This window comes from Streptacidiphilus neutrinimicus (assembly GCF_000787815.1).
GTDB classification, from domain to species: Bacteria; Actinomycetota; Actinomycetes; order Streptomycetales; family Streptomycetaceae; genus Streptacidiphilus; species Streptacidiphilus neutrinimicus.
In genome coordinates this window covers 21664-43858 of sequence record NZ_BBPO01000047.1, presented here as the reverse complement: position 1 = coordinate 43858, position 22195 = coordinate 21664, and the positions used below count along the sequence as shown (strand labels likewise).

General features: G+C 72.2%; 20 protein-coding genes and 3 tRNA genes. 8 read left to right on the top strand and 15 right to left on the bottom strand.

All coding sequences use genetic code 11. From position 1 onward, the window contains the following. The first annotated feature begins 136 nt into the window (after positions 1–136). The 4 genes from TR48_RS26200 to TR48_RS26185 all read left to right on the top strand — a co-directional run bounded on the left by TR48_RS26200 (position 137) and on the right by TR48_RS26185 (position 961). Entirely contained in the window at positions 137–466 is a 330-nt protein-coding gene (locus TR48_RS26200) for a histone-like nucleoid-structuring protein Lsr2 (protein WP_042371667.1), read from the top strand. Between the two features lie 142 nt (positions 467–608). Further along, positions 609–680 (top strand) — tRNA-Gly (locus TR48_RS26195). 93 nt (positions 681–773) lie between these two features. Next, positions 774–849 (top strand) — tRNA-Gly (locus TR48_RS26190). Positions 850–888: 39 nt separating this feature from the next. Continuing rightward, positions 889–961: transfer RNA gene (locus TR48_RS26185), tRNA-Gly, on the top strand. Positions 962–1097: 136 nt separating this feature from the next. On the opposite strand, the gene TR48_RS26180 is transcribed toward TR48_RS26185, so the two are convergent. From TR48_RS26180 to purD, 4 genes are all read right to left on the bottom strand, one after another. Continuing rightward, the gene (locus TR48_RS26180) at positions 1098–2003 is read right to left on the bottom strand and encodes a phosphoribosylaminoimidazolesuccinocarboxamide synthase (RefSeq protein ID WP_042371665.1); all 906 of its coding nucleotides are present in this window, start codon (positions 2001–2003) and stop codon (positions 1098–1100) included. 110 nt (positions 2004–2113) lie between these two features. Then, on the bottom strand, positions 2114–3610 hold the full coding sequence (locus TR48_RS26175) for a N,N-dimethylformamidase beta subunit family domain-containing protein (protein WP_042371663.1): 1497 nt from the start codon (positions 3608–3610) through the stop codon (positions 2114–2116). A gap of 291 nt (positions 3611–3901) precedes the next feature. After that, on the bottom strand, positions 3902–5440 hold the full coding sequence (locus TR48_RS26170) for a M48 family metalloprotease (RefSeq protein WP_042371660.1): 1539 nt from the start codon (positions 5438–5440) through the stop codon (positions 3902–3904). A gap of 633 nt (positions 5441–6073) precedes the next feature. Continuing rightward, positions 6074–7330, bottom strand: coding sequence for a phosphoribosylamine--glycine ligase (gene purD, locus TR48_RS26165; protein ID WP_042371659.1), 1257 nt, complete (start codon positions 7328–7330; stop codon positions 6074–6076). A 400-nt stretch (positions 7331–7730) separates the two neighbouring features. Between purD and TR48_RS26160 the strand changes: the two genes are divergently transcribed. Beyond that, positions 7731–8522 (top strand): SLATT domain-containing protein, encoded by a 792-nt coding sequence (locus TR48_RS26160; protein ID WP_042371657.1) that lies wholly within the window; start codon positions 7731–7733, stop codon positions 8520–8522. 100 nt (positions 8523–8622) lie between these two features. Here the strand turns inward: TR48_RS26160 and TR48_RS26155 are convergent, their stop codons facing one another. The 6 genes from TR48_RS26155 to TR48_RS26130 all read right to left on the bottom strand — a co-directional run bounded on the left by TR48_RS26155 (position 8623) and on the right by TR48_RS26130 (position 14254). Further along, positions 8623–9270, bottom strand: coding sequence for a putative DNA-mimic protein (locus TR48_RS26155; RefSeq protein ID WP_042371654.1), 648 nt, complete (start codon positions 9268–9270; stop codon positions 8623–8625). Between the two features lie 75 nt (positions 9271–9345). Next, the gene (locus TR48_RS26150) at positions 9346–10152 is read right to left on the bottom strand and encodes a GntR family transcriptional regulator (RefSeq protein WP_063771064.1); all 807 of its coding nucleotides are present in this window, start codon (positions 10150–10152) and stop codon (positions 9346–9348) included. A gap of 187 nt (positions 10153–10339) precedes the next feature. Next, positions 10340–11695: an aspartate aminotransferase family protein gene (locus TR48_RS26145; RefSeq protein WP_042371652.1), complete on the bottom strand. Its 1356-nt coding sequence runs from the start codon at positions 11693–11695 to the stop codon at positions 10340–10342. A gap of 90 nt (positions 11696–11785) precedes the next feature. Next, positions 11786–12232, bottom strand: coding sequence for a GNAT family N-acetyltransferase (locus tag TR48_RS26140; protein ID WP_042371708.1), 447 nt, complete (start codon positions 12230–12232; stop codon positions 11786–11788). Between the two features lie 11 nt (positions 12233–12243). Continuing rightward, positions 12244–12840, bottom strand: coding sequence for a GNAT family N-acetyltransferase (locus TR48_RS26135; protein ID WP_042371651.1), 597 nt, complete (start codon positions 12838–12840; stop codon positions 12244–12246). A gap of 130 nt (positions 12841–12970) precedes the next feature. Continuing rightward, positions 12971–14254, bottom strand: a complete 1284-nt coding sequence (locus TR48_RS26130; RefSeq protein WP_042371649.1) for an adenylosuccinate synthase — start codon at positions 14252–14254, stop codon at positions 12971–12973. Between the two features lie 132 nt (positions 14255–14386). Between TR48_RS26130 and TR48_RS26125 the strand changes: the two genes are divergently transcribed. Next, a complete protein-coding gene (locus TR48_RS26125; protein ID WP_042371647.1) occupies positions 14387–15178 on the top strand; it encodes a hypothetical protein in 792 nt (263 codons plus the stop codon). A 460-nt stretch (positions 15179–15638) separates the two neighbouring features. Then, positions 15639–16058 carry a DUF3151 domain-containing protein gene (locus tag TR48_RS26120; RefSeq protein ID WP_042371643.1) on the top strand — a complete coding sequence of 140 codons (420 nt, stop codon included), beginning with the start codon at positions 15639–15641 and terminating at the stop codon, positions 16056–16058. Between the two features lie 99 nt (positions 16059–16157). Here the strand turns inward: TR48_RS26120 and fbaA are convergent, their stop codons facing one another. Further along, positions 16158–17180 (bottom strand): class II fructose-bisphosphate aldolase, encoded by a 1023-nt coding sequence (fbaA, locus tag TR48_RS26115; RefSeq protein ID WP_042371641.1) that lies wholly within the window; start codon positions 17178–17180, stop codon positions 16158–16160. Between the two features lie 214 nt (positions 17181–17394). Between fbaA and TR48_RS26110 the strand changes: the two genes are divergently transcribed. Further along, positions 17395–18123, top strand: coding sequence for a DedA family protein (locus tag TR48_RS26110; protein ID WP_042371639.1), 729 nt, complete (start codon positions 17395–17397; stop codon positions 18121–18123). Between the two features lie 19 nt (positions 18124–18142). Here TR48_RS26110 and pyrE read toward each other — a convergent pair whose 3' ends face one another. The 4 genes from pyrE to TR48_RS26090 form a co-directional block, all read right to left on the bottom strand. Then, a complete protein-coding gene (pyrE, locus tag TR48_RS26105; protein ID WP_042371637.1) occupies positions 18143–18679 on the bottom strand; it encodes an orotate phosphoribosyltransferase in 537 nt (178 codons plus the stop codon). 11 nt (positions 18680–18690) lie between these two features. Beyond that, positions 18691–19536, bottom strand: coding sequence for an aldose epimerase family protein (locus TR48_RS26100; protein ID WP_042371635.1), 846 nt, complete (start codon positions 19534–19536; stop codon positions 18691–18693). Positions 19537–19659: 123 nt separating this feature from the next. After that, positions 19660–20577 carry an SRPBCC family protein gene (locus tag TR48_RS26095; RefSeq protein WP_152628193.1) on the bottom strand — a complete coding sequence of 306 codons (918 nt, stop codon included), beginning with the start codon at positions 20575–20577 and terminating at the stop codon, positions 19660–19662. 94 nt (positions 20578–20671) lie between these two features. Continuing rightward, positions 20672–22174: a polyamine aminopropyltransferase gene (locus TR48_RS26090; RefSeq protein ID WP_084729778.1), complete on the bottom strand. Its 1503-nt coding sequence runs from the start codon at positions 22172–22174 to the stop codon at positions 20672–20674. Positions 22175–22195: the final 21 nt, after the last annotated feature.

Here is a 22195-nt window from a genome sequence, read left to right as displayed (position 1 = left end):
CGGTACCGAAACGACACGGAAATAGAGACCTAAAAACCTGCCTCTTCGATTCCGGGGCTCCCGGAGGGCAGAATGGCAACGCCGGTCGCGGCCAGCACCTGCGGTCGCACGGCAAAGCCCGAGAGGATTGGCTTCCATGGCTCAGCGCGTTGTGGTCACGCTCTCCGACGATCTGGACGGAGGCGTCGCCGAGGAAACGGTCCAGTTCGGTCTGGACGGAAAGTCGTACGAGATCGACCTGTCCGCCGAGAACGCGGAAAAACTCCGCGCCGCGCTCGCTCCGTATGTACAGGCGGGCCGGAAGCAGGCCCGCGCCGCGGCGGCCCTGAAGGCCCACCCGCGCCGGACCGAGATCGCGCCAGACCCCGCGACGGTCCGCGCCTGGGCCCAGTCGCGCGGAATCGACCTGCCGGCCCGCGGGCGCCTGCCCAAGCACGTCTACGAGGCCTTCGCACAGGCGAGCTGAGGCGCTTCCTCGGCGACTTTCCGGACAATACGGACATACCGCCCCGCCGTGGTGATCACGGCCCGCGAGATGGGCTAATGTTCTTCTCAGCGGAACGCACCGCAGACAGAAGCCGAAAGGCCAGGTCAGCGGGGCGGCTCTCGCAGGTGTAGCTCAGTAGTAGAGCGTCCCTCTTCCAGAGGGAAGGCACAGTGTGCGATCCCTGTCACCTGCTCTGTTCACCCGGCCTTGCCGAGGGTTGCGAAAGCACTCCTGGCGATGAGGTAGAGTGGATTGCACGCCGAGGCCCAAGGGTCCCGGAGTACCTGCGGACGTGGCTCAGTTGGTAGAGCATCACCTTGCCAAGGTGAGGGTCGCGAGTTCGAATCTCGTCGTCCGCTCCAGTCGGAGCATCTCTTTTGCTGTTTCCGATCACCAAGCGTGCGGACGTGGCTCAGTTGGTAGAGCATCACCTTGCCAAGGTGAGGGTCGCGAGTTCGAATCTCGTCGTCCGCTCTTGCGAGAAGGGCGCCTCTTCGGAGGTGCCCTTCGGCGTTTCCGGGCAGCGCCGCGCCGCCGAGTCCTCCGGGGGCGCGGAATCCCGCACCCCCGGGCGGCTGCGCCGGTTCCGGGCCGACGGCTCCCGCCAGGCCTAGCCCCAGGCCAGACCGGCGAGGCGCTCGTAGGCCTCGACGTAGCGGGCGCGGCTCTGCTCGATGATCGCCTCGGGCAGCGCCGGCGGCGGAGTCTCGGACTTCGGGTCCCAGCCGGATTCCGGGGACTTCAGCCAGTCCCGGATGAACTGCTTGTCGAACGAGGCCTGCGCCCGGCCCGGCTCCCACTCGTCGGCGGGCCAGAAGCGGGAGGAGTCCGGGGTCAGCACCTCGTCGCCGATGACCAGGGTCTCGCCGTCCTCGTCCAGACCGAACTCGAACTTGGTGTCCGCGAGGATGATCCCGCGCTCGCGCGCGATGTCACGGGCGCGGCCGTAGACGGCCAGCGTCGTCTGCCGCAGCTGGGCGGCGGTCTCCGCGCCGACGCGGCGGGCGACCTCCTCGTAGGGGACGTTCTCGTCGTGCTCGCCGACCTCGGCCTTCAGGGCGGGCGTGAAGATCGGTGCGGGCAGCTCGGAGCCGTCGACCAGGCCCTCGGGGAGGGTGATGCCGCAGACCGTGCGCTGCTGGTCGTACTCCACCAGGCCGGACCCGGTCAGGTAGCCGCGGGCGACGCACTCGACGGGCAGCATCCGCAGGTTACGGCAGATGAGCGTGCGGCCCTCCCAGTCGGCGGGGGCGCCGGCCGGGACCTCGGTGGAGACGACGTGGTTGGGCACCAGGTCGGCCAGACGCTCGAACCACCACAGCGAGAGCTGGGTGAGGATCTTGCCCTTGCCGGGGATGTCCGTCGGCAGCACCCAGTCGAAGGCGGACGTGCGGTCACTGGCGACCATCACCAGCCGACCGGCCTCGTCCCGATAAAGGTCGCGCACCTTTCCGGTGTGCAGGTGGATCAGGCCGGGCACCTGCACCGGCTGGGGCTTCTCGACAAATCCGCTCAAGATGGTTCCCTCGGACTTCGCGACGTGGCCGTCATGGGGGCGCCCCCGGCCGAAGGCTGGGGGAAGTTGGATGACCGCACCGAGTCTTTCATGTCGTCGTCCCGACGGATTCAGTGCACCTTGCAGATACGATCCAGCAGGTTGGCCGTGGCGCGTTGAATGCGCTCGTCGGTATGGCCCGGACGGTCCAGCGCCGGGGACCACGCGAAGGTGCCGCTGGCGAAAACGTAGGCGCCGCTGGCCGCCCGGTAGAGCGAGGTCTCCTGGTGCCGCGGCGCGCCCTTCGCGTCCCGGTAGGGCGAGTGGGCGAGGAGGACGCGCTCCGTCGACTCCGGCAGCGGGACGCGCGGGTAGTAGCGGTCCGACTCCCCCGCCACCAGGCCCGGCACCGGATCGCCGTCGCGCAGGCCGGTGCCCTCCCACAGCCAGTGGTCGGTGTTGTGGACGACCATCGGCACCGGCTCGGGGACCCGGCCCGCGTACTGGATGCCCAGCAACTGCTGCTCGGGTTCGCCGAGCTCGCGCCAGAGCACGCTGGGCGGGGTGTCGGCCTGGCGCTTGGCGCAGGTGAGGAGCCGGTCGGGCTGGCCGTCGGGGCCGGGGTAGAGCTGGACCTGCCAGTACATGGTGTTGGCGGAGAGGAAGACCAGGGAGGTGCCGCCGTCGCGGGCCCGCTCGACGGCCCGGCGCATGGGCACGGACCAGTACTCGTCGTGGCCGGGGAAGACGATGCCCCGGTAGCGGGTCGGGTCGATCCGGCCCGCGTGCAGGTCGGTGGCGTTGGCGTAGGCGATGTCGTAGCCGTAGCGCTCGGCCCAGCGGATGAAGTCGTAGGCGTGGCCGATGTGCAGGGGCAGCCCGGCGCCGGCGTAAGGGCGGTCGAAGGAGACGGTGGTGGCCGCCGCCTCCTCGCCGAGCAGCTCGCCCTTCTCGTTCCAGGCGTGGTAGAGGCTGGCGCCGGTGCGGCCGTCCTCGGGGTAGAGGTTGTAGGCCTGCCAGGTCACGTCCGGCAGGAGCAGCAGCAGGTCGGCGGTGCGCCCGGCGCGGACGGTGAACGGGATGTGGCTGCGGTAGCGGTGGTCGGCCGTGGTCAGCACGGCGACGTGCGCGCCGGGCGTCCAGTGCGCGGGGATCTGCAGCCGCCAGGACATCCACCAGTGGTGGCAGGAGACCGTCCGCCCGGCGACGAGCGGGGACTGCTGAACCAGCCCGGAGACGCGCGGGCTCGCCGCGACGTGCCGAGCGCCGGCCCCGCCGTAGTGGCCGATGCGGTAGACGTCGACGGTGAACTCCTGCGGCGGATTGACGCTGACCCGCAGGTCCAGCGAGCCGCCGAGGTCGGTGGCGCCCGCCGCGAAGCCCTTGATCTGGCCGCCCACGTCCTCGGAGGTGCGCGGCCGCCCGAGTGCGGGCCTGGGGTCCTGTTCCGGTGGCCGCCGGGCGCCGGGCAGCAGTGCCGGGTCGACGTACCAGGGCACCATCAGACCAGTGTCGTCGAAGTACTGGTCGGTGCCGCGCAGCCACGGCAGCGGGCCGAGCCCGAACGGATCGGTCACCCCGTGTGCGAGCGCGCCGGACTCCCAACGGCGGGTCTGCTCTGCACCCAATGCCCCCGACCCCCTCCTGGGACCTGCCTGCTGACGAACCGTCACGGTGCGGGCGGGCGGCTCGGCGACCGAACTGCCGTCCCGTGTTCCGTCACGGTACGCGTCCAGGATCTCACCGGACGTGCATCACCATCGTAGGCACTGGCACGTCATCGCATCAGGGGTCGGCCCTGCTGTTGACGCTCCGTCATGCTCGTTCTCGTCGCACTCGCCGTCGCACTCGCCGCCGCGGATCGGCGCCGCGCCGTCGTGGATCGGCGACCGCGCCGATCCGTCGCCGTCGTCGGGCCGTCACCGCAGGCGGGCCGGTCGGTCAAGGCGGTCCACAGGGATGCCCAGCTCCTCCAGCCAGGCGCGCAGCGGCTTCTCGTCGCCGTGCTCGACCGCGAGCGCGATCGGCGCCCCGAGGTCCGTGCGGCGGACCCCGTCGACAAGCAGCACCGGGCCGTCCAGCCAGTCCAGCCCCGGCTCGGCGTGCCCCGAGGCGACCGCGGCGCGGCAGGCCAGCGCGTGGAGGCCGTCGCTGAGCGCGTCCTTGCCCGTGCGCAGGGCGGGAACCCCGCGCTGCGCCTGGGCCTGAGCCTCCAGCCGGGCCGCCAGCGTCTCGGCACCGAGCCGGGCGCCGGGCTCGCGCAGCGTCCGCAGGGCCACCCCCAGGGCGGCGAGCGGCGCCGTCTCCAGCGAGAGCCGCAGCACGGCGAGCAGCGCCGAGGACTGGTGACGCCACTGGCCCACCACGACCTCGTCCGGGTAGGCGGACCAGTCCAGCGCCGTGTCGCCGCCGGCCGACTGGGGCGCGACGGGCGGCCCGGCGTAGAAGAGACGGGCGGCCAGCCGCGAGGCGGCCTCGTCAATCCGGCCCGGCTCCTCCAGCAGGTCGCAGGCCGGGCGCTCACCGAGACGGGTCTCGAAGCCCTCGGCGGCGAGCCGGTCGCGCCGGGAGAGCTCGGTGAGCGCGGAGACCACGCCCGCGTTGAGCCTCGTCGGCGTCCGGCCGAGCCGCCAGGCGGGCAGGGCGACCCTGGTCAGCAGCCGGTCCCACCCCGCGTAGGCGAGGCCGACCTGCTCCTGCGCGACGATCCGCTGCCCGTAGTCGACCTGTCGTGCGCGCTCGGACGCCCACGCGGCGACGGCGCGCTCCATCTCCGCCGCGTGGCCGCGCGAGCGGCGCAGCAGCGAACCCGCGGGTATGGAGGCCCAGGCGCCGCCCCGACCGGGGTGCGCGGCGATGACGGCGTCGAGGCCGTGCGTGAAACGCCGGGCCGCGGAGATCTCCGGATCCATCGCGCAGGCCGCCCCAGCCGCGACGGGGGCGAGCAGGGCCCGCAGCTCGGCCACGCGCATCCACCACAGGAACGGGGAGCCGACCACCAGCGTCGGCGGCGCGGGCTCGCGCCCGGAGGTCGTGCTCTCGTCCTCGAGCCAGCTGTCGCAGTCCGGCGTCAGCGCGATGGCGCCGGGCGGCGGCACCTCCATCCGCCCCGCGAGATCCCGCACCAGCCGGTACAGCTCGGGGGCGTCCCGCTCGGCGAGCGGGACGTTGGGCGTCCGGTACGGGCGCGCGCGGCGCAGCGCGACGGCGAAGGCGGCGGCCCAGGCGAGCGTCAGCAGCGCGACGGCGGTGACGGCCCAGCGGGCCGCGTCCCAGACCCCCGCGTCCGGCGCTCCGGACGCGCCCAGGCGACCGGTGAACCGGCCCGCCCACAGCACGGCCCCGACGGCCGCCGGCACGGCGGCCACGGCGAGCGCGAACCCGCGCAGCCGCAGGATCGCTCCGGCGCGGGTGCCGGCGGCGTCCGCGATCGCGTTGTTCGCCGAGTCTCCTCGCATGGATCGGTTCACCCCCTGTCGCCTACCGAAACCGACCGCTGTCGCACTTCCGCACTTCTTCAGCCCCTGTCCGGTCCGACGCACGAGCCCCGTCCGGTGTTCCTGCCGAGGTCCGGAACCACTCGGATCGGTGATTCCCCGTGGACCGCAGCTTCCCCCTTGGCAGGTGGCCGCACCTGCGCAGCGTCTGCGCGCTCCCGGGACGAGTGCGCCGGTCCTGGGCACGATACGGCCGGAGGCCGGGATACGTCAGGCGGATGCCCCCGCCATCACCCGAAGGAATGTGCGGGTACGGCAAACGCTGCGGAACAGCGGCGAATCTGCTTGGGTCGTGGCGATTGAGCCGTGCGGGGCCGGGCCCCTCCGCACGGGGGACGGTTGCAATTGCCCAACGGCAGGCGACCGAAAGCCGGGCCCATGCCGGCTCCGTGCTGGCCCCCATGCCGGCTCCGTGCTGGCCCCCACGCCGGCTCCCTGCCAGCTCCGCGCCGGCCGAACTTCGACCGGGCTTCGACCGAACGCCGAGGGGCGCGGGCGCCGGGCGAGCGGCCACCTGGTGATGGCCGGTCGCCCGGTCCCGCGCCCCTCGAACGGCGCTGCAACGGTTCTGCGCGCCCCGGGTCGGTGCGCGCGCTACTCCGCGTCGGCCGCCTTCAGGGCGATGTCGCCCCGGTGGTGGCTGCCGCGAAGGGTGATCTTGTCGACGGCCGCGTACGCGCGGTTCCGGGCCTGCGTGAGGTCATTGCCGGTGGCCGTGACGGACAGGACGCGGCCGCCCGCACTGAGCACGGTCTCGCCGTCGTCCGCGAGACGGGTGCCCGCGTGGAGCACGTAGGCCGTGCCGTCCTCGGCCTCGGCCTCGGCGAGGCCCAGGATCGGGTCGCCGGAGACCGGCGCGGCCGGGTAGCCCTCGGAGGCGACCACGACGGTGACGGCCGCGCCGTCGTGCCACCTCAGCTCGGGGAAGTCCGCCAGGTGGCCCGTGGCCGCGGCGTGGAGCAGGCCGCAGAGAGGGGTCCGCAGGCGGGCAAGCACGACCTGCGTCTCCGGGTCGCCGAACCGCGCGTTGAACTCGATCACCCGCACGCCGCGCGAGGTGATCGCCAGGCCGGCGTAGAGCAGGCCCGAGAACGGCGTGCCGCGGCGCCGCAGCTCGTCGACGGTGGGCTGGAGGACGGAGTCGAGGACCTCCTCGACCAGCTTGGGGTCGGCCCAGGGCAGCGGCGAGTACGCGCCCATGCCGCCGGTGTTCGGGCCGGCGTCGTCGTCGCCGACGCGCTTGAAGTCCTGCGCGGGCTGCAGCGGCACGACCGTCGTGCCGTCGGTGACCGCGAAGAGGGAGACCTCGGGTCCGTCGAGGTACTCCTCGATGACCACGCGGTCGCAGGCCGCGGCGTGGTCGACGGCGGCCTGGAGGTCGTCGGTCACGACGACGCCCTTGCCGGCCGCGAGGCCGTCGTCCTTGACGACGTAGGGCGCGCCGAAGGCGTCCAGGGCCTCGGCGACCTCCTCGGCGGTCGTGCAGACGTAGGAGCGCGCGGTCGGGACGCCGGCGGCCGCCATGACGTCCTTGGCGAACGCCTTGCTGCCCTCCAGTTGCGCGGCCTCCGCGCTCGGGCCGAAGACGGGGATGCCGCGCTCGCGCACGGCGTCCGCGACGCCGGCGACGAGGGGGGCCTCCGGGCCGACGACGACGAACTCCGCGCCGAGCTCGACCGCCAGGTCGGCCACGGCCCGGCCGTCGAGCTGATCGACGGGGTGGAGTTGGGCGACCGACGCGATGCCGGCGTTGCCGGGCGCGCAGTGCAGAGAGGTGACTTCGGGATCGAGCGAGAGCGCTCGGCACAGGGCGTGTTCGCGGGCGCCGCCGCCGATGACAAGGACCTTCACGGTTCTAGAGCCTAGTGCCTGCCCCGGGAGAGGGCTTCCGCGGACCACAGGACGGACCACTGGGCGCGCCCCGGGACGGACCGCGGGACGGACCACAGGGCGGCCCCCGGGACGGACGGCGGGACGGGCAGGGCTCCCGAACCGGATCAGTAACGACGAATGGCATATTTGGCAACAATTCGACCACGGGTCAGATCGGCTCCCCGGAAGCACCCACTCGTAGGAGTGAGATTTGAATCGGTGACGGAGGGCCGGAAACAGCTGCCCACTTGCGAAACCCTCACCGTTTCGCACAACAATCCGGCTCGAACCGCCACCACGGTCAGCCATTTGGCGGTAAGAAGTAGCTCTTGGAAGCCAGCGAGGCCGAAGGACCGGCCGAAGGACAGGGAGTTCCACGGTGAGCCAGCCGGAGATGCAGCCCGAGGAGACACCCTGGGGCAAGGAGCCCGGGGCTGAGGACACGTCAGCCCCGGCCGCTCCGGCGGTGCCCGCGCCCCGCGAGTCGCGCCCGGGGCGCGACCTGAGTGTGCGGCAGTTCCCGCTGGGCGACTGGGGCGAGCCGGCCGAGCGGCTGGAGGAGCTCTACCGCTGGTCCGAGGAGCGCGCCGTCGAGGCCATCGACTGGTACCACCGCGACCGCCGCTGGAAGCGCCGCGGTGCGCGGTTCCTGCGCGTGCTGGCCACCCTGCTCGGCATGGGCGGCGCGGTGCTGCCGCTGGTCGCCCTGACCGGCACCTGGAAGGCCGGCCAGGACTGGGGCTACGTGCTGCTGGTGCTCTCCGGGTGCTGCCTGCTGGCCGACCGGGTCTTCGGCCTCACCAGCGGCTGGATGCGGGACGTCTCCACCGCCCAGGCCCTGCAGCGCCGGCTCGAGGCGTTCCAGTTCGACTGGGCCTCGGAGTGCGTGCGCGAGGTGCTGGGCCCCACGGAGGGCACCGCGAGCGAGGCCGCCGAGCGCTGCCTCGGCGTCCTGCGCCGCTTCTGCGAGGACGTCTCGGACATGGTCCGCACCGAGACCTCGGAGTGGATGCTCGCCTTCCGCGCGTCCATGACCCAGCTCCCCACCCAGGCGGCGGGTACCTGGGGCGGCCGGGCCGAGGGCACCGGCGCGCAGGTCCGCGTGCTCCCCTCTGTCGGCAGCCGCCCCACCATGCCCCGCCAGCGGCCGCCGGAGTCCCCGCTGCGCTGAGCGCGGGCGGAACCGTGGAACATCTACTGGGCGCTGTACTGACCGAGCAGGCACGAGGGGGTGCGGGGCCGAGCCCCGCACCCCCTCGTCGTACGACGGCTCAGGCGAAGACGATCATCGATCCCTGGGCCAGGGCCCTCGTTGCCGCCGCGTAGAGGCCGACCCAGGCGTGGCGCTCGCGGGCGTACGGTCCGTCCTGGCCGGGAGGCGGGTACGCCGGGCCCTCCAGAGTCGTCGGGGCGACCGGGCGGACCGGGACCGGGGGCAGCTGGTAGTCGATGCCGATGTGCGGCGCGACGGCCTCCAGTTCCTTGAGGAGCCGCTGCACCGAGCCCAGCGGGCCGCCGGTCGCCAACAGGGCGTCGTCGACGACGGGGGTCTCGAAGTCCAGGGGGACGTACGCGCCGGCGTGGTCGAAGTGCCACACCAGGTGGCTCTGCTCCGCCGTGGCCTCGAACATCTCCAGCAACTGCTCGTAGTCGCCGCCCAGTTCGTCGACGGGCGTGACGTCCAGGCCGGTCAGCTGCAGCAGGTAGGCGCGGCGCAGGAAGTGCAGCGAGTCGTAGTCGAAGGCCGCGACCGGCTCGACGTCCCCGCTCAGGCCGGGCATGTACGGAAAGACCGGGAGCTGCGGCAGACCGGCGGCGTGCAGGGAGGCGTTGTAGATCGCCAGGTCCTCGGCGAAGGGGTTGTCCGGGCTGAGCACCAGCAGGTCGACCAAGGGGACGAGCCAGATGTCACAAGCCAAGACACTCTCCAGACCAGTGGTGTGCGCGGCAGGACGCGCGGCGGCGGTGCGCGGTGGTGTTCCGGGTGATCCACCCTACTGCGTCGCCGCAGGCCGCGGGTCGGCTTCCCGCGGGGGCGGGACCTGGCCGGGCTGCTGCCGGGACGCCTTGTCCGCGCCGGTCGGCGGCTCCGGCAGGGGGCGCCCGCACAGGGCGGACATCTGTTCCAGGGACTCTTGGTTGTAGGCGAGCAGCATGGCGTGCACGCCGGACTGGTCGCGGGCCTCGATCAGCTCGACCAGCTCCAGGTGACGGGACCAGCAGAACCTCGCCACGTCGTCGCGGCCGCGCAGATAGCCGGCGGCGAAGATCCAGTACTGGACCCGGAGCCAGTCCAGGTAGTCGCTGATGCGGTGGTTGCCCGCGAACGCGCCGAGTTCCGCCCAGAAGCGGCGGTCGCAGCCGACCAGCACGTCGAGCCGGCCCGCGCGGGCGGCACGGACGGCGGCGTCGGCGCGGAGCCGCAGGGAGGCGGCGACCGCGGGGGCGAGCGCGGCGGGGCGTCCGGTGAGACGGCGGAAGATGCCGTCGATGACGAGCGAGCGGGCCTCGACGATGTCGACGAAGTCGTCCCAGGTGAACTGGGGCACGGAGAAGCCCCGGCCAGGTTCGACGACGAGCATGCCCTGCGCAGCCAGGTCCACCAGGGCCTCGCGCACCGGCGTCGCGGAGACGCCGTACAGCTCGGCGATCTCCTTGACGGTGAAGTGACGGCCCGCGCCCAGGCGGCCGGCCATCAGCTCGTCGCGCAGCGCCGCCGCGACCTGCTCGCGCAGAGAGCTGCGCTGGACGACCGGGGGACCGGTGAGGTGACGGCCGGAGGCGGCGGCCCCGAACGGCATGGCGGCTCCTCCACTCCGGATTCGTCGGGATTGATCAATGACGTCCCGACTGTCGGGATTTCATCCGCATACTGCCGGTCCGAGCCCCCCAATGGTACGGCCCCGCACCCCCCGATCGGAGGGGGCGCGGGGCCGAAAAGGTATAGACCAGGTGACGGGCCGATAACGCGGGCCGTCCGACGCGCTCTCAGACGGTGTGCTGGTCGGTGAGGGTCAGCACCTCGTCGAGGATGGCGAGGCCTTCCTTGACCTCGGCCTCCGAGACCGTGCACGGCGGCACGACGTGGAACCGGTTCATGTTGGTGAACGGCCACAGACCGCGCTTCTTGCACTCCGCCGCCAGCTCGGCCATCGGCGCGTTGGCGGCGCCGACCGCGTTGTAGGGGGTGAGCGGCTCGCGCGTCTCGCGGTTCCTGACCAGCTCGACGGCCCAGAAGACACCGAGCCCGCGGACCTCGCCGATGGACGGGTGGCGCTCGGCCATGGCGCGCAGCTCGGGGCCGATCAGCGTCTCGCCGATGTGCTTGGCGTTCTCGACGATGCCCTCCTCGGCCATGGCGTTGATCGTCGCCACGGCGGAGGCGCAGGCCAGCGGGTGGCCCGAGTAGGTCAGGCCGCCGGGGAAGGGGCGCTCGGCGAAGGTCGCGGCGATCTCGCCGCTGATCGCGACGCCGCCCAGCGGCACGTAGCCGGAGTTGACGCCCTTGGCGAAGGTCAGCAGGTCCGGGGTGACGCCCCAGTGGTCGGCGGCGAACCACTCGCCGGTGCGGCCGAAGCCGGCCATGACCTCGTCCAGGATGAAGACGATCCCGTGGCGGTCACAGATCTCGCGGACACCCGCGAGGTAACCGGCCGGCGGGATCAGGATGCCGGCGGTGCCGACGACGGTCTCCAGGATGATCGCGGCGACGGTCTGCGGACCCTCGAACGCGAGGGTGGCCTCGAGGTGCGCCAGCGCGCGCTCGCACTCCTGCGCCTCGTTCTCGGCGTGGAAGTTGGAGCGGTAGGGGTACGGGCCCCAGAAGTGCACGATGCCGGAGACCCCGGTCTCGTTCGGCCAGCGGCGCGGGTCGCCGGTCAGGGCGATCGCGTTGGCGGTGGCGCCGTGGTACGAGCGGTAGGTGGAGAGCACCTTCTGGCGGCCGGTGTGCAGACGCGCCATGCGGATGGCGTTCTCGTTGGCCTCGGCACCGCCGTTGGTGAAGAAGATCTTGTCGAGGTCGCCAGGAGTGCGCTCGGCGATCAGGCGCGCGGCCTCGGAGCGGGCCTCGATGGCGAAGGCCGGCGCGAAGGTGCAGAGCTTGGCGGCCTGCTCCTGGATCGCGGCGACGACCTTGGGGTGCTGGTGCCCGATGTTGGTGTTGACCAGCTGGGAGGAGAAGTCGAGGTAGCGCTTGCCCTCGTAGTCCCAGAAGTACGAGCCCTCGGCCCCGGCGACGGCGAGGGGATCGATCAGGGACTGCGCGGACCACGAGTGGAAGACGTGGGCTCGGTCGGCAGCCTTGACCGCCTGGCCGGCAACGGGGTCTGGGGAGATCGTCATGCCCGCCAGCGTATTTTCGGACGCGGCACCCCCGGAACCGACAGCCTGTCTGGCGATCCGGGGGTGGGGCGACAGCCTGTCAGTCGCCCCTCAGCAGGGCATGGCGTAGAGCAGGAACGGTGTCTTCTCGCCGTTGCGGTCGTAGACGGCGCGGGCGCGGTAGTTGTCGTCGGCCGTGTTCCAGCGGATCTGGTACCAGCCGCGCTCCCGGCCGAGCCGGCGCAGCTCGGCGAGGATCGCGTCGACGGTGCCGCCGCCGCGACGAGCGGGGTCGACGAAGAGGTCGTGCAGGAAGCCGCGGGTGCCGCGCAGCGGCGAGTGGTCCGGGCTGAAGTGGGCCAGCCCGATGGGCGTTCCGTCAACGTCGCGCGCGAGAAGGCACTCCACAGGGTGGTTTGCGTCGTGGATCCAGGCCCAGGACTCCGCGAAGCGCTCCTCCGTCAGTTCCACGTGGTAGAACTCGGCATAGCCGGTGAACAGCTCCCGCCAGCGGGGGTAGTCGGCTTCCGTCGGGGCGGAGATGGTGATGTCAGCCATGGTGATGACCTTCAGCCCTTCCTGAGTCGCTCGGTGAGCCGCGCCTTCGCCGCCGGCCACTCCTCGATGTTCATGCCGAAGTAGACGCTGTCGCGCCAGCTCCCGTCGCCGCGCCGCACCTGGCGGCGGAGCACACCCTCCCGCTGGGCGCCCAGGCGGGCGATGGCGGTCTGCGAGCGCTCGTTGTTGACGTCCGTCTTCCACTGGACCCGGCCGTAGCCGAGCTCCTCGAAGGCGTGCGTGAGCAGCAGCAGCTTGGCCTCGGTGTTGGCGGCGGTGCGCCAGTGGGAGCGGGCATACCAGGTCCACCCGATCTCCAGGCGCTCGTGCTCCTCCTGGATGTCCAGGTAGGTGGTCCAGCCGAAGGGCCGGCCGGACGCCAGGTCGACGACGGCGAAGGCGAGGTAGCGCGTCGGCCCGTGCAGCAGGTCGTCGGCGAGCCCGGCCAGGTCCCCGGCGCTGCGCGGCGTCGGCCGGATCCAGCGGAAGACCTCGTCGGCGGCCGGCTCCAGCGCCTCCCACAGGGCCGGCACGTGGTCGAGGGTGAGCGGCTCCAGACGGACGTGGTGTCCGGTGAGCACGACGGGGAGAGGGGTCTTCGCGGTCATGCTCGAAACATAGCCGCGCTTTGCACTAGAAGCAATCAATATTTGTCTTAGTACAAACCGGGAGGGAAGGTTGCGCGAGCATGAAAAAGCCCCCGCCCGAATGGGGCGAGGGCCTGATCAGAAGTCACTACTACAGCAGCGAGTGCACCTGGATCGTCTCGGTGCGGCCCGGGCCGACGCCGATGGCGGAGATGCGGCAGCGGGAGAGCTCCTCCAGCGCCTTCACGTAGTCCTGCGCGTTCTTCGGCAGGTCCTCGAAGGTCTGGGCCTTGGTGATGTCCTCGGACCAGCCGGGGAGCATCTCGTAGATCGGCTTCGCGTGGTGGAAGTCGCTCTGCGAGTGCGGCACCTCGTCGACGCGGGTGCCGTCGACGTCGTAGGCGACGCAGACCGGGATCTGCTCCCAGCCGGTCAGCACGTCCAGCTTGGTGAGGAAGATGTCGGTCAGGCCGTTGATCCGGGTCGCATAGCGGGCGATCGGGGCGTCGAACCAGCCGCAGCGGCGGTCGCGGCCGGTGGTCACACCGCGCTCGCCGCCGATGCGCCGCAGCGCCTCGCCGTCCTCGTCGAACAGCTCGGTCGGGAACGGGCCCGAGCCGACGCGGGTGGTGTAGGCCTTGAGGATGCCGATCACGCGGTCGATCTTGGTGGGACCGATGCCGGTGCCGGTGCAGGCGCCGCCCGAGGTCGGGTTGGACGAGGTGACGAACGGATAGGTGCCGTGGTCGACGTCGAGCAGGGTGCCCTGGCCGCCCTCCATCAACACGACCTTGCCGTCCTCCAGCGCCTGGTTGAGGAGCAGCGCGGTGTCGGCGACGAACGGGCGCAGCTTGTCGGCGTAGCCCAGGTACTCCTCGACGACCAGCTCGGCCGGCATGGCCCGGCGGTTGTAGAGCTTGACCAGAATCTGGTTCTTGTCGTTGAGCGCCGCCTCGACCTTCTGCCGCAGGATGCTCTCGTCGAAGAGGTCCTGCACCCGGATGCCGATGCGGTTGATCTTGTCGGCGTAGGAGGGGCCGATGCCGCGGCCCGTGGTGCCGATCTTGCGCTTGCCCAGGAACCGCTCGGAGACCTTGTCCATGGTCCGGTGGTAGGGGGTGATCAGGTGCGCGTTGCCCGAGATCAGCAGCTTGGACGTGTCGACGCCCCGGTCCTGCAGACCGGCCAGCTCGGAGAGGAGCACGGCCGGGTCGATGACCACGCCGTTGCCGATCACCGGAACGCAGTTCGGGCTGAGAATGCCGGAGGGGAGCAGGTGAAGCGCGTACTTCTGGTCGCCTACGACCACCGTGTGACCGGCGTTGTTGCCGCCCTGATAGCGGACCACGTAGTCGACCGAGCCGCCGAGAAGGTCGGTCGCCTTCCCCTTGCCCTCGTCTCCCCACTGAGCGCCGACCAGCACGAGTGCGGGCACAGGCGTACACCCCTTTCGGGCGGGGCAAAACTCACGGCGGAAGGCCGCCGCACTGGCCCCGGATAGACCAAGCCCCTGGCGCAAAAGCGCAAGGGGCTCTTACACCGAGAGATTACCCGAGGAAGGACCACGGTGTCGGCAGAGCGTTCGGGGGGCGAGCCCGTGTTGGTCCTGGTCTCCCCTGCGGCGCTGGCCCTGGACGGCGAGTCGGTGCGGGTCGCCAAGGACGTGCTCGGCGCCGCTCTGACGGTGAAGACGGCCGTCCCGGAGAGCCTGTCTGATCTCGATCGGCTGCTGGCGCGCCGCGGCCGCAGGCGGCCTGTCGTGATCGGCGATGACAGATATCTGCAACTCGTCGTTCAACTTCTCCATCAGCAGGCCACGCTGGCCGCAGCCCCCGTCGCCGTCATCCCCGTCGGCCGCGGACCGCGCACCGAGCTGGCCCGAGCGCTCGGAGCGGACGTCCGTCCGGTGCAGGCGGCACGCGCCGTTGTCAGCGGCGCGGACCGGCTGCTCGACCTGCTCGTCGACGACGGCGGAGGGGTCGTGATCGGCGGCGTCCGGATCCCCGGGCAGCGTTCGCCCAGGGCGAACAGGACTCAGTCCACCTGGTGGACAGATCTCGCCGGACGGGTCGCCATGGCCCTTACGACCCGGGCGCTCCCCGAACCGCAGCCACTCCGGGTCGAGGCGGACGGCCAGATTCTGGCCGATCTCACGCACCCCATCCGGGCACTGGCCCTCTCCAGCCACGACGGCGCGGCCGAACTGCGCATCGACGCCGCCGTCCCGGTCCAGGCCCGCCGCGTCACCGTCGGCGGCTCCGTCTTCACCTACGAGGCGGACCACGCGCTGAGCGCGCCCGTGCGCGAGCGCACCTGGACGGTGGAGCCGTCCGCCTGGTCCCTGCGGGTGCCGGGGTAGCAGCCCGGCCGCTCCCCGGACACGGTCCTCAGGCCGGGCCGGGCCGGGCCGGGCCACGGACACGGTCCTCGGGCCGGCCATCGGCCCGTGCTGCTCGGGTTTCGCCGCCACCTTCAGCACGCCTCCCGACTGCGTCACCGCGTGCCGCGGCAGCGTGGACGAGGGCGTCGGCGCGGGCGTCCTGGTCGTTGGCGCGGCGACAGGAGCCGCGGCATCGGCCGCGGCACTCGACCACGTCGTCGTCGCGACGGCCCAGTCCCCGCCCACGAACGCGCAGAACGCGACGACGAACGCCGCCGGCCAGCGCGGTCCTCCCGCCCACGGTCGTCCCTCAAGACGTGCGGTGACGTGGCGGCGGAACGGAGGATGCCGCCCCGGACCGACGTGTTCCCATCGCATGCGAACCGTCGTTGAGCCGTGACATCGATCCGCCCAGCGCCGAAGTGGCAGACTGGCAGCCATGTCCATTCACGAGAACCTGCTCGGCGGGCCGGAGCCGACCTTGCTGCCCGAGGACGAGCAGCCGTACCAGCAGATGGCAGAGCAGTCCGCCTCCCCCGCGCAGATCGCGGCGGCGCACCCGACCTTCTCCCTGGCCTGGGCGCAGCTCGCGGACGAGTCCTTCGCCGCGGGCCGGGTGGTCGAGTCCTACGCCTACGCCCGCACCGGCTACCACCGCGGCCTCGACCAGCTGCGTCGCGCCGGGTGGAAGGGCCATGGGCCGGTCCCGTGGGAGCACCGCGGCAACCGCGGCTTCCTGCGCTGCCTGGCCGCGCTGGCCCGCGCGGCGGACTCCATCGGCGAGACCGACGAGGCGGCGCGCTGCTGGCAGTTCCTGAAGGACAGCAGCCCCGAGGCCTACACCGAGCTCAAGCAGTAGCCGACAGCGATAGCCGGCCGACAGCAAGGACGAGGGCCCCGGAACCGACTGGCGGTTCCGTGGGCCCTCGTCGTGCACGCGGGGTGCGCGCTGCCGGGCCTACTTCAGCTTGTTGCCCGCCGAGCGCAGCTGCTTCGCGGCCTCGAGCACGCGGGCGGCCATGCCGGCCTCGGCCAGCTTGCCCCAGGTGCGCGGGTCGTAGGTGGACTTCTTGCCGACCTCGCCGTCGACCTTCAGGACGCCGTCGTAGTTGCGGAACATGTGGTCCACCACGGGGCGGGTGAAGGCGTACTGGGTGTCGGTGTCCAGGTTCATCTTGACCACGCCGTTCTCCAGCGCCGTCTCGATCTCCTCGACGGTCGAGCCGGAGCCGCCGTGGAAGACGAAGTCGAACGGATCGGTCTTGCCGTACTGCTTGCCGATCGCGTCCTGCAGCTCGCGCAGCAGCTCCGGCTTGAGCACGACGTTGCCCGGCTTGTAGACGCCGTGGACGTTGCCGAACGAGGCGGCCAGCAGGTAGCGGCCCTTCTCGCCCAGGCCCAGGGCCTCGGCGGTGCGGACGGCGTCGTTGACCGTGGTGTAAAGGGAGTCGTTGATCTCGTGGGAGACGCCGTCCTCCTCGCCGCCGGTCGGGGTGATCTCGACCTCGAGGATGATCTTGGCGGCGCGGGCCTGGGCCAGCAGCTCCTCGGCGATGGCGAGGTTGTCGTTCAGGGTCTCGGCCGAGCCGTCCCACATGTGCGACTGGAAGAGCGGGTTCTCGCCGCGGGCCACGCGCTCGGCGGAGATCGCCAGCAACGGGCGGACGTAGCCGTCCAGCTTGTCCTTGGGGCAGTGGTCGGTGTGCAGCGCGATGTTGACGTCGTACTTCGTCGCGACGATGTAGGCGAACTCGGCGAGGGCCACCGCGCCCGTCACCATGTCCTTGCTGTACTGGCCGCCCAGGAACTCGGCGCCGCCGGTCGAGATCTGGATGATGCCGTCGCTCTCGGCCTCCGCGAAGCCGCGCAGGGCCGCGTGCAGGGTCTGCGAGGAGGTGACGTTGATGGCGGGGTAGGCGAACTTGCCTGCCTTGGCCCGGTCCAGCATCTCGTTGTAGACCTCGGGCGTTGCGATAGGCATTCGAATCCGCTCCTGTCGTGGGCGTCTACGCATGGGAAAAGGTGCTGACGCCGGACGTCGTCGACCGGGCACCGTGCGCCATTCTCGCACTGCGGCGCAAGCCCCTCATCCCGCCGGGCGGCAGGTCACGGGGCAGGCCGGGCGGGATCGGGAGGTCCTCGCGGGGCGGCGGGCGGCACAGCGGCCGTACACCTGCGCCCGCTACTCTGCGCGGGTGACCCAGAATCTCGCGCTCAACCTGAGCACCCTGCTGGACGCCAAGGCGCTGATCGCGCAGGTCGGCGTCTACGGGTTGCTGGCGATCGTCTTCGCCGAGACGGGCCTGTTGATCGGCTTCTTCCTGCCCGGCGACTCGCTGCTGATCCTGGGCGGCGTGGCCGCCTCCGGAGCGGGCAAGGCGCTGCTCGGCACGCAGATGCCGATCGGGACGCTGCTGGTCGGCGCGCCGATCTGCGCGATCGCGGGCGCGCAGCTGGGTCACCTGCTGGGCGCGAAGGTCGGCTCGCGGATGTTCGACCGGCCGAATTCGAAGCTGTTCAAGCGGGACCACGTGGTCAAGGCCGAGCAGTACTTCAACCGCTTCGGCCCCGCCAAGGCCGTGGTGATGGCGCGCTTCGTGCCGGTGGTGCGCACGTTCCTGAACCCGGTGGCCGGGACGCTGGAGATGCCCGCCCGCACCTTCCTGCTGTGGAACGCGGTCGGAGGCCTGGTCTGGACCGAGATCATGCTGCTGATCGGCTACAAGTTCGGTGACTCGATGGCCCCCGTGATCGACAAGTACCTGATCCCGGCGGTGCTGCTGATCGTGCTGCTTTCGGTGATCCCGATCGTCATCGAGATGGTGCGCGGTCGCCGCGAGGGCGCGGCGGCGCTCGCGGAGGGCCCGTCCGCGGTCACGGCCGGGCAGGGCTCGGGCCGCGGTGGGCGTCACCGCAGGCGGTGACGCCCCGCGCGTCGGCGCGTCAGAGCCCCAGGTCGCTCAGCTGGTAGGCGAAGAGGTAGGGCAGGCCCGCGTCCGCGATCGCCTGGGCGGCGCTGCGCTCGACGATGGTGGCCACGGCCACGACCTCTCCGCCGGCCTCGCGCACGGCCTCGACCGCGGTCAGCGGGGAGCCACCGGTGGTCGAGGTGTCCTCGACCACCAGGACGCGACGGCCCTTGACGTCCGCACCCTCGATCCGGCGCTGCATGCCGTGGGCCTTCTGTGCCTTGCGTACGACGAAGGCGTCCAGCCGCTGACCACGCGCGGCGGAGGCGTGCAGCATCGCGGTGGCGACCGGGTCGGCCCCGAGGGTGAGCCCGCCGACGGCGTCGAAGTCCAGGTCCTTGGCGAGGTCGAGCATCACCTGGCCGACGAGCGGCGCGGCCACGCCGTCCAGCGTCACGCGCCGAAGGTCGATGTAGTAGTCCGACTCCAGGCCGGAGGAGAGGGTCACTTTGCCGTGCACGACGGCCTTGGTCTTGATCTCTTCGAGAAGCGCGTCACGTGAGGTGCTCATGAGGCTCCAGCCTAACCGGTGTGAGCCCAGCTCCAGGTGGTCGTGACCTCGAGCGGCTCGATCGGGGTGACCAGGTGCGGGGCGGTGTTCAGTCCGTTGGGCGGGCCGGACTGGGGCTCGACGCACAGCGCGTCGGCCTGCTCGTCGAAGACGACAGCCCAGCCGCAGTCGCTGGAGATGCGCAGCGCCAGCTCGTCGCCCCAGCGGAGGGTCGCCTCCACGCCGTCGGGGAAGCCGAAGCAGTCGTCCCAGGGGCCGGGCGTCGGCTCGATGCGCCGCCCGGTGGGCAGATGGTCCGCGCCGCGCTCCTCCTGCCAGGCGGGCTCGAAGTCCAGCACGGCGTGCGGCCCGTCCTCGCGCAGCCGCTTGCGGAACCACGGATGCCAGCCGGCCTGCGCCGGGAACGAGTCCCGCGTCGCCTCCACCACGAGGGTCATCCGCAGCCGGTCCGGGGAGAGCTCGAACAGCTGGGAGACCCGGCCCGGATAGGGCCACGGCTCGGCGAGCTCGTGGACGAAGGCCGCGGTCATCCCCGTGTCGGTGACGGCCGGCGCGGCGGCGACGCGCCAGCGGCTGCGCAGCGAGGTGCCGTGCGCGGCGTGCGGGACGAGGTCCAGGGGCAGCTGGTGCCGGACCGGGCCGTTGTTGAACCGCCCCCGGTCCACCCGGCCCGCCCACGGCGTCATCGGGAAGGAGCCGTACCCGAACACGTCGCCAGCCGGGTCCGCGATGTCCTGCGCGGTGCGCAGCAGTTCCACCGCCCCGACGCGCAGACTGCCGAGGCGGCAGCCCGCCTCGGGCAGGACGGTCACGGCGGCGTCGCCCGCGGAGAGCAGGACGGGGGCGAGGTCGAGCACGGGTGGTTCTTCCTTCCGGAGGTTCGGGCGTTCGGACGCGTGCACGCGCCTTCAGGTGCGCTCGGAGCGCGTTCACGCGCGTGGCGTGCCCACGCGTTCAGGTGCGCGAGGGGCGGTGCCGCGTCAGCGGGAGCGGCGCAGGGCACGGACCAGCACGACGGCCCCGCCGAGCAGCACCACCCCGCCGCCGACCAGCCACGGCGTGGGGATGCGCTCCGGCGCGACGTGGGGCGGCTCCCCCATCCGCGGCTCCGGGCCGCCCCAGCGCGCCGACGCGCGGGAGCGCGCGCTACGCGCGGGCAGGGCCGGCGCGTAGCGGCCGCGGGGCGGGGCGTGGTCCACCTCCTCGGCGGAGCGGCCCACGATGTGGCGCCGGGCCGGATCGGCCGTCGCTCCCGTGGACGCGTCCGCGGTCGCCCCCGCGGGCGCGGCGAGGTCGTCCAGCTCGGAGAACTCGGGCAGCCCCGCGAGGTCCTGCAGCTCGTCCTCGAGCGGGCCGAGGTCGTTGAGGTCGCCCAGGCCCTCGACCAGGAAGAACTCGGAGGTGTCTGTGAGGCCCTCGGTCCCCTCCCGCGCGCCGTCCAGGGTGACCTCGTCGTCCCCGCGCTCGGCGAGTTCGAGGCAGAAGCGGTCCAGCAGACGGCGGATCGCGGTGTGCACGGCCCCGGCGGACAGTTCCTCGATCCTGCCGGTCCCCTGCAGGGACGTCAGGAACGTCACCCGCGTCTCCAGCCCCGGCTCGTCGGTGTCGGCGTCCAGGCGCAGGCGCACCGTCCCCGCGACGCTCCCGGTGCCGACGGCCTGGCGGCCGTCCAGCGCGAAGAGGAACTCCTCCGGGTCGTCGCCCGCGTCGAGCCGGTGCAGCTCGCCGCGGTAGGTGATGGAGGTGCTGCCGATCCGCAGCTTCAGCCGCCCTGCGAGGGGGCTCTCCCCGCCCTCGTCGGCCGTGAAGCCGGGCAGGCACACACCCAGCAGCTCGGGCCGGTCCATGGACCGCCGGAATGCCTGCGGCGAGAGTGGTACCAGAACCTCATGCTCCATGCCTGGTGAGCCTACCGAGCCCTCGGGCCGTAGGAGCCGATTCGCACGCGGGGATTCGCACCCGTGGTGCGCGCGGTTGCCGGGCGGGCCGGCCTCAGAGCGGCCCCAGCAGGGTCGCGACGCGCGCCGGAGCGCCCACGGGCTCCCGCAGGCGCTGCATGCCGCCGAAGGAGCCCGGGGCCAGGGGTGCCGCCGAGGCCAGGACGAAGTGCCACGACGCGTCCCCCGTCGCCGGTTCGCCGCACCCCGCGGCGTCCCGGCCGGTCGCCGCGTAGCCGTACGGGGTGAGGCCCGCGGCGCGCAGGGTGTCCGCGACGGACCAGAGGCGGTCCCCGGCGTGAACGGCCAGGCGTCCGCCGGGCGCCAGCATCCGGCGGACGAGGCCGTAGAACTCGCGGGTGTACAGCTTGTCGGCGGCGTCGAGCCCGGCGGCGGGCAGGTCGGCGACGATCACGTCGTAGGGGTGCTCCTGAAGAGGCGCGGTGCGGAGCCAGCCGAAGGCGTCCGAGGTGACGGTCCGGACGCGCGGGTCGTGCAGCGCGTCGCCGTTCAGGGCCCGCAGCACCGGGTCCTCGGTGGCGAGGTGGAGCAGCACCGGGTCCTGTTCCACGACGGTGACGCGCCGGACGCCGGGCGTCTTGAGGATGTGACGAGCGGCCAGGCCGTCGCCGCCGCCGAGGACGAGCACCCGGGCGCGGCCTCCCCCGTGCAGCGCGGGGTCGGTGAGGGCCGCGTGGTACGCGGCCTGGTCGCGGCCGCAGACGGCGAGGCGTCCGCCGAGGTAGAGCCGCGCCGTGCCCTCGCCACCGCCGGGGCCGCCAGGCCCGCCCGGCGGCCCACCGGTGAGGACGATCTGCTGGAACCTGCTCTGCGCGCTGACCCGGACCGGCGCCCCGTACAGCCGTCGCTGCGCGGCGCGCTCGAACGCGCCGCTGCCGGCCCAGGCGGCGCCGAGCACCAGCACCACGGCGCCGCTGCACAAGCCGAGCAGCAGCCGTTCCCGCGGCGCGGGCTCGGCGCGGAAGAGCCAGAAGGCGATCAGCCCGCCGGCGACGGTGTTGACGACGCCGGTCAGCAGCGCTCCGGTCAGCTGACCGAGGGTCGGCAGCAGCAGGAACGGGAAGGCGAGCCCGCCGACCAGCGCGCCGACGTAATCCGCGGCGAACAGGTCGGCGACGGCGCAGCCCGCCTCCTGCCGTCGGATGCGCTGCATCAGCGTCATCAGCAGCGGGATCTCGGCGCCGATCAGCAGACCGATCAGGGAGGCGAAGCCGGCGAGGGCGGCCTGGTAGTGGCCGAGCCAGACGAAGCAGCCGTAGAGGGCGATCACGGAGAGGCCGCCGACGAGCGCGAGCAGGCTCTCCACCAGGGCGAAGGAGGCGGCCGGTCGCAGGGTGAACCGCTTGGCCAACAGGGAGCCGACGCCCATGGCGCACACCATCACGGAGAGGACGACGGAGGCCTCGGTGACGGAGTCGCCCAGCAGGTAGCTGCCCAGGGCGACCAGTTCCAACTCGTAGACCAACCCGCAGGCGGCGCAGACGAAGGCCGCGAGCAGCACCAGTAAGCGGGCGGCCCGAGGGGTGGGGTTGATCACGCAGAAACGCTAGGCGAAGGA

Coding starts and splice junctions, on each gene's coding strand:
- fbaA (WP_042371641.1), bottom strand. CDS start 17,180: ATGCCTATCGCAACGCCCGAGGTCTACAACGAGATGCTGGACCGGGCC.
- TR48_RS26095 (WP_152628193.1), bottom strand. CDS start 20,577: ATGGAGCATGAGGTTCTGGTACCACTCTCGCCGCAGGCATTCCGGCGG.
- TR48_RS26145 (WP_042371652.1), bottom strand. CDS start 11,695: ATGACGATCTCCCCAGACCCCGTTGCCGGCCAGGCGGTCAAGGCTGCC.
- TR48_RS26140 (WP_042371708.1), bottom strand. CDS start 12,232: ATGGCTGACATCACCATCTCCGCCCCGACGGAAGCCGACTACCCCCGC.
- TR48_RS26150 (WP_063771064.1), bottom strand. CDS start 10,152: ATGCCGTTCGGGGCCGCCGCCTCCGGCCGTCACCTCACCGGTCCCCCG.
- TR48_RS26200 (WP_042371667.1), top strand. CDS start 137: ATGGCTCAGCGCGTTGTGGTCACGCTCTCCGACGATCTGGACGGAGGC.
- TR48_RS26120 (WP_042371643.1), top strand. CDS start 15,639: ATGTCCATTCACGAGAACCTGCTCGGCGGGCCGGAGCCGACCTTGCTG.
- TR48_RS26170 (WP_042371660.1), bottom strand. CDS start 5,440: ATGCGAGGAGACTCGGCGAACAACGCGATCGCGGACGCCGCCGGCACC.
- pyrE (WP_042371637.1), bottom strand. CDS start 18,679: ATGAGCACCTCACGTGACGCGCTTCTCGAAGAGATCAAGACCAAGGCC.
- TR48_RS26135 (WP_042371651.1), bottom strand. CDS start 12,840: ATGACCGCGAAGACCCCTCTCCCCGTCGTGCTCACCGGACACCACGTC.